Raw genomic sequence first — 6,000 nt, forward strand, 5'->3', positions numbered from 1 at the left:
TTAAATTTTGCAACGCGCAAAAATAACATCTTTAAAGGGTATTTCAAGCATTATTAGTGTGAAATTATCCAAGTAATATTAACAGTACAAAAATTTATTATAATGTTCAACACAAGTTAATTTTAAAATAGGCATCTAAACTATTGAAGCACAAATCCTTTGAATTCATTAAAACCTCGGATTCCGTAACTATACTTATCTCTGTATTATTTGTATCCATTGATAATTCTGAAGATGTTAATTAACAATTAACCTAGAAAATAATTGAGAAAAGGAATAAGCTGGATGTCTATAAAAACACAAAATGTTTATGTCTACAAAAAGGGCTTTTTTAAAAAGGATTTATACATTTTTTGTCTTAATTTTATAATATGGAAATCAACGATAAATCAGGAGTAAAAAGCTATTTAGCAGAAGAAGGTAGATATGATTCAATGACATACAATCGAGCAGGAAAAAGTGGCGTGCTTTTACCTGCTATCTCCCTTGGATTATGGCATAATTTTGGCTTTGTTGATGATTTAAAAAATGGAAGAGACATTTTAAGAACAGCTTTTGATTTAGGAATCACGCATTTGGATTTCGCTAATAATTACGGACCTCCTCCCGGTTCTGCTGAAGAAAACTTTGGAACTATATTTAAACAAGACTTCAAGGCCTATAGAGATGAATTGTTTATAGCCACGAAAGCAGGATATGGCATGTGGCCCGGACCTTATGGAGATTTTGGTTCTAGAAAATATTTAATATCTAGCTTAGATCAGAGTTTAAAACGCATGGGATTAGATTATGTTGACATTTTTTATCATCATAGACCAGACCCAGATACACCTTTAGAAGAAACAATGGGCGGATTGGCAGATATTGTCCGTCAAGGAAAAGCATTATATGTCGGTATTTCAAATTATGGGCCTGAGGATACTCAAAAGGCTGCTAAACTATTAAAAGATTTAAAGGTTCCTTTTATTTTGCATCAAGCCAGATATTCCATGTTCGATCGTTGGGTTGAAGATGGGCTTTTAGATACTTTAGAAAACAGTGGTTTAGGATGTATTGCATTTTCGCCTTTAGAACAAGGTATGCTTACTGATAAGTATTTAAAGGGTATTCCTAAAAACTCTAGAGCAGGAAATGATTCTATCTTTTTGAATGCAGAAACTGTTCAATCTAATATTGAGAAAATTCAAAATTTAAATACTATTGCACAAGAACGAGGACAAAAACTATCTCAAATGGCTATAGCTTGGTTATTAAGAAAGCCACAAATAACTTCCGTATTAGTTGGATCAAGCTCTTCTAACCAGTTAAAAGAAAATGTAAAAGCTTTAGATAATTTATTATTTAATCATGAGGAATTGAAGTTAATAGATGGGATAATTTCTTAAGTTCTAATTATTCTCTAATTATGTTTATAACTCCTTTAACATTTGTAGAAAGGGCCCATAAGTCTGTTGCTATAAGTTCTTTTTGTTCACCAACTATTCTAAAGTGGGCGGTATTGGGTAAAGCGTAACCTTCATTCAATGCAAGAAACTCTATTTTATTGACACCCATTTTTAATTCAATTTTAAAACCTTTAAATGCATTTGATAATCCCACCCTATATTCAATAATTTCGTTATTTACTGAGACCCGAACATAATCTCCATCTTCAAGACCATAATCTCGATACGTAACTTGAATATTTTTAGATTTTGTTCTATGATTGCCAAAAAAGAGATCTATTTTACTACCCTTAGTACCTAAACCTTGCTCCTGTTTAATAGTATTTTCTTGTTTTTTTAACTGATTTGTATATAACTCACCTGGGTTTCCAAACTTTTCTTTTGGAAACATAGAAAATTCTTTTTGAGGCAAATCAAGTGAAGGTGTTACACTTGGTCTATTCAGACCAATAGTATTATCACTCTTTATTGATTTTGATGGTGTTAACGGACTAATATCAGCTGAATCCTTCTTGCTTTCAACAGCAGGAATAGAAATAGACTTCTTTTTACTATCTATTTGTGCTTGAACAGATAGCGTTAGGAACATAAAAAAAAGAAAAAATATATAAGGTTTCATTAAGCTTATCTAAATAATTTAATTTTTTTCATAGTCGTATTATTCTTCAAAGATATTTCTTTCCGAGAAATACAACCATGTTAAACACGTTATTTAATTATTGTATATCAATAACCGTTCCTAAAACATACTATTTTCTACTTCACTACTACTTTAAACTGTTAAAACTTGTTAATTTATTACTTTGTTATGCATAGTACTGTAACAAAATTAATTTTTATTCGTCTATCTAGTATAATCAAATCAATAAGAATTTATTAATCAATTAAAATCAAAAATTATGAGAACTTTAAACAACAATCAATTAACTGGAACTTTGAACGGAACTAAAAGTAACGAATGGAACACTAAAAGACGTTACAGATAAGTAATGTCTTTAGACTCCAAATCTTTCATCAAACAATTTAAATCAATCACAATGAAACCAATCATCAAAATATCAAGACATTTAAATAGCATTACTCAAGAGAATTTATTTACTAATAAACGTATTGTAGATTTTAATACTTCCAATACAGGTCTGTGGAAAGGCACGAAGCGATACGCGCATTAATCAACAAAACCTAACGGTATGCTATTGTTTTTTGGAATACCGTATTCTATACATACTTGTTTTCTACCACATTGTTTTGCTACTTTTACATCAACTCCCATATAAATATCAATTCGAGATTTCCATCTATAATGCATTTTGTCTTTAACGGCATAAACCCCTTCAAGACTTTCAATTTTGACAGGGGTATTATGTTTTAATCCAAGTCTCAACAAATCTCTAGAAACTGCAATATATTTTAAACCAGGTTTTAAACTATCTCCAAAAGCAGTTATATGTGGATTGGAATTGGTTTGGTAAGCTAAGGAATTATAGGCGGTAGCGGTTACATTCAGCGAATCCCAAATATACTTATTTTCAAATGTTTCTTCTGCTTTTTTACAACTGAAAAGCATTAAAACACCAAGGCATACAAGAATTATCAAAACATATAGTTTTATATCTTCTTAAATATAAGTCATAAAATTACACCTAATTATTAATTAAAATTATTGTATAATTAAATGATGATTATTTCACTTTATTCAAATCAAAAAAAAACAAACATAGCATAAGTTATGATTTCTTTTTTAGATGAATGGGAAACCAAAAAGATGATGTATCACTATGTTTTAAATTAGTAAACGGTATTAGTACTCTAAAAGTGCTTTTAATTCGGTTTCAAATCTATTTTTAGGAAGATACTGTTGTTCTAATTGGGTTGCAAAAGGAATTGGTGTTTCTATGCTCGCAACACGCTTTACTGGAGCATCTAAATATTTAAAACAGTGTTCCATGATTCCAGCTGAGATATCACTAGAAATACTACCAAATAGAGAATCTTCTTGAAGTATAATAGCTTTTCCTGTTTTTTTAACTGACTCATAAATTGTTTCTACATCTAATGGTTGAAGCGTTCTCAAATCAATCATATCTGCTGAGACATTAGGATTATTATCTAAAGTTTCTAAAGCCCAATGTACGGCGGCGCCATAGGATACAATAGTTATATCATTACCAGTTCTTAAAAGTGATGCTTTTCCGAATGGTAATGTGTAATAATCGACTGGAACTTTTTGACGCATACTTCTATATAAGCCTTTGTGCTCAAAGAATAATACAGGATTTGGATCATTAATTGCTGTGTTTAATAAGCCTTTCGCATCATATGGAAATGCCGGATAAACTACTTTTAACCCTGGGGTTTTAGTAAACCAAGCTTCATTAGTTTGCGAATGAAACGGACCTGCAGATAAACCACCGCCACAAGGCATTCTTATTACAACATCTGCGTTTTGATTCCATCTATAATAGGACTTAGCCAAATAATTTACAATAGGATTAAAACCAGAACTCACAAAATCTGCGAATTGCATTTCAACAACACTTTTTATACCAGCAATAGATAATCCCATGGCTGCTTCAACAATAGCAGATTCACAAATAGGTGTGTTTCGTACTCGACCTTTTCCAAATTGTTCTACAAAACCTTCAGTAATTTTAAAAGCACCCCCATATTCAGCTATATCTTGTCCCATAATGACCAAATCATTATGTTTATGCATACTCTGTTTTAAACTATTTGAAATAGCATCTATAAAACGAACTTCTTCTGAATTTGAATTACTTATAACTTCTTGATATTCATAATTTTGATAAACATCATTTAACTCTACCGTTTTATTAGCAATAATATCTTCTTCATTGAAAGCAACTTCTAAATGTTTATTAATTTCGTGTACAATTGATCCTTTAATTGAGACTTCATCTTCTTCAGTCAGAATATTATTCTCCTTTAAAAATACCTGAAAGTTCACTAAAGGATCTTTAATGCCCCAAGTATCCATGAGTTCTTGTGGAACATACTTAGTACCACTAGCCTCCTCATGCCCTCGCATTCTAAACGTTTTAAATTCTAATAAAACGGGCCTAGGATTTTTTCGAATATCTTCAGCTAACTGGCTAACCTTGGTATACACTTCTATAATATTATTTCCATCTATAATATGAGATTCCATACCATAGCCCAAACCTTTATCTGCAATATCTTTACAGTTATATTGTTCATTTGTAGGCGTTGATAAACCGTAACCATTATTTTCAACACAAAATAGAACGGGTAGACACCATACTGATGCTACATTTAAAGCTTCATGAAAATCACCTTCACTTGTCGCACCTTCACCCGTAAATACTGCAGTAACTTGGTTTGTGTTTTTTAATTTAGTCGCCAAAGCTATACCATCAGCAACCCCTAACTGAGGGCCCAAATGAGAAATCATGCCAACAATTTTAAATTGCTGTGTTCCAAAATGAAATGATCTATCTCTACCTTTAGTAAATCCCGATGCTTTTCCTTGCCATTGCCCAAATAATCTATACAAGGGGACATGTCTGGTTGTAAAAACACCTAAATTTCTGTGCATTGGCAAGATGTATTCATCATCATTCATAGCCATGGTAATACCAACAGATATAGCCTCTTGACCAATACCAGAGAACCATTTACTTATTTTACCTTGTCGTAATAAAATAAGCATCTTCTCTTCTATCAATCTTGGCTTCAGCATATTTCTATACAATGATAGAAGTGTTTCTGATTCTAATCCTTCACTCGTATAATCTATCTTAGATGAAGTTTTTGTTACTTTCATAAAAAATTGGGTATTTCATTATCAAATATAATGTAATTAGTATTTATTAATAGAAAAAATTGCACATAACTCAATATAAATAACTTTGAATGTTTTTGTACATTTGTTTTGACATAATTTTAAAATCAAACCTTATGAATACCATACCAAGTGTTAATTTGAAAGACTTTCTTTCTGATAATCCTATTAGAAAACAAAACTTCGTAAATGCGATTGGACAAGCGTATGAAGAGATTGGTTTAGTGGCACTTCAAGGTCATTTTTTAGATGATACTTTAGTTGATAATCTATACAAAGAAGTTAAAAACTTTTTTTGCTTGCCAACAGAAACAAAACGGCAGTATGAAATTCCTGGAATTGGCGGACAAAGAGGTTATGTCTCTTTTGGAAAAGAAAGTGCTAAAGGAAAAAAAGAAGGCGATTTAAAAGAGTTTTGGCATTTTGGACAATATGTTGAAAATAATGATAAACTTAAAGCAGAATATCCTGATAATGTTAATGTAAAAGAACTTCCAGAATTTAATAAAACTGGAAAAGAAACTTATAAAATGCTTGAAAAAACGGCTAAGTATGTTCTACGTGCTTTGGCTTTGCATTTAGGTTTAGAAGAAACCTATTTTGATGAATATATTTATAATGGAAACTCTATTTTAAGACCTATACACTACCCTCCTATTACCGAAGAACCCAAAGAAGCTGTTAGAGCTGCGGCACATGGTGATATTAACTTAATAACTCTATTAATGGGAG

Annotated in this window: 6 protein-coding genes; 3 read left to right on the forward strand and 3 right to left on the reverse strand. The window is 31.1% G+C overall.

Annotated elements, in window-relative coordinates; translation table 11 throughout:
• The first annotated feature begins 371 nt into the window (after positions 1-371).
• Entirely contained in the window at positions 372-1,385 is a 1,014-nt protein-coding gene (gene mgrA, locus QZ260_RS02525; RefSeq protein WP_295982371.1) for an L-glyceraldehyde 3-phosphate reductase, read from the forward strand.
• Between the two features lie 7 nt (positions 1,386-1,392).
• On the opposite strand, the gene QZ260_RS02530 is transcribed toward mgrA, so the two are convergent.
• Complete coding sequence (locus QZ260_RS02530; RefSeq protein WP_295982372.1) at positions 1,393-2,034, reverse strand: hypothetical protein; 642 nt, start codon at positions 2,032-2,034, stop codon at positions 1,393-1,395.
• 448 nt (positions 2,035-2,482) lie between these two features.
• Between QZ260_RS02530 and QZ260_RS02535 the strand changes: the two genes are divergently transcribed.
• Entirely contained in the window at positions 2,483-2,617 is a 135-nt protein-coding gene (locus tag QZ260_RS02535) for a hypothetical protein (RefSeq protein ID WP_295982374.1), read from the forward strand.
• On the opposite strand, the gene QZ260_RS02540 is transcribed toward QZ260_RS02535, so the two are convergent.
• Both QZ260_RS02540 and QZ260_RS02545 read right to left on the reverse strand, forming a co-directional pair.
• Positions 2,614-3,012 (reverse strand): hypothetical protein, encoded by a 399-nt coding sequence (locus tag QZ260_RS02540; protein ID WP_295982379.1) that lies wholly within the window; start codon positions 3,010-3,012, stop codon positions 2,614-2,616. The genes QZ260_RS02535 and QZ260_RS02540 overlap by 4 nt on opposite strands.
• 234 nt (positions 3,013-3,246) lie before the next feature.
• Positions 3,247-5,250 (reverse strand): dehydrogenase E1 component subunit alpha/beta, encoded by a 2,004-nt coding sequence (locus QZ260_RS02545; protein ID WP_295982375.1) that lies wholly within the window; start codon positions 5,248-5,250, stop codon positions 3,247-3,249.
• A gap of 134 nt (positions 5,251-5,384) precedes the next feature.
• Here QZ260_RS02545 and QZ260_RS02550 point away from each other — a divergent pair.
• On the forward strand, positions 5,385-6,000 hold a 616-nt coding region (locus tag QZ260_RS02550), incomplete at its 3' end, for a 2-oxoglutarate and iron-dependent oxygenase domain-containing protein (protein ID WP_295982378.1).

This window comes from uncultured Algibacter sp. (assembly GCF_905480415.1).
GTDB lineage: Bacteria > Bacteroidota > Bacteroidia > Flavobacteriales > Flavobacteriaceae > Algibacter_B.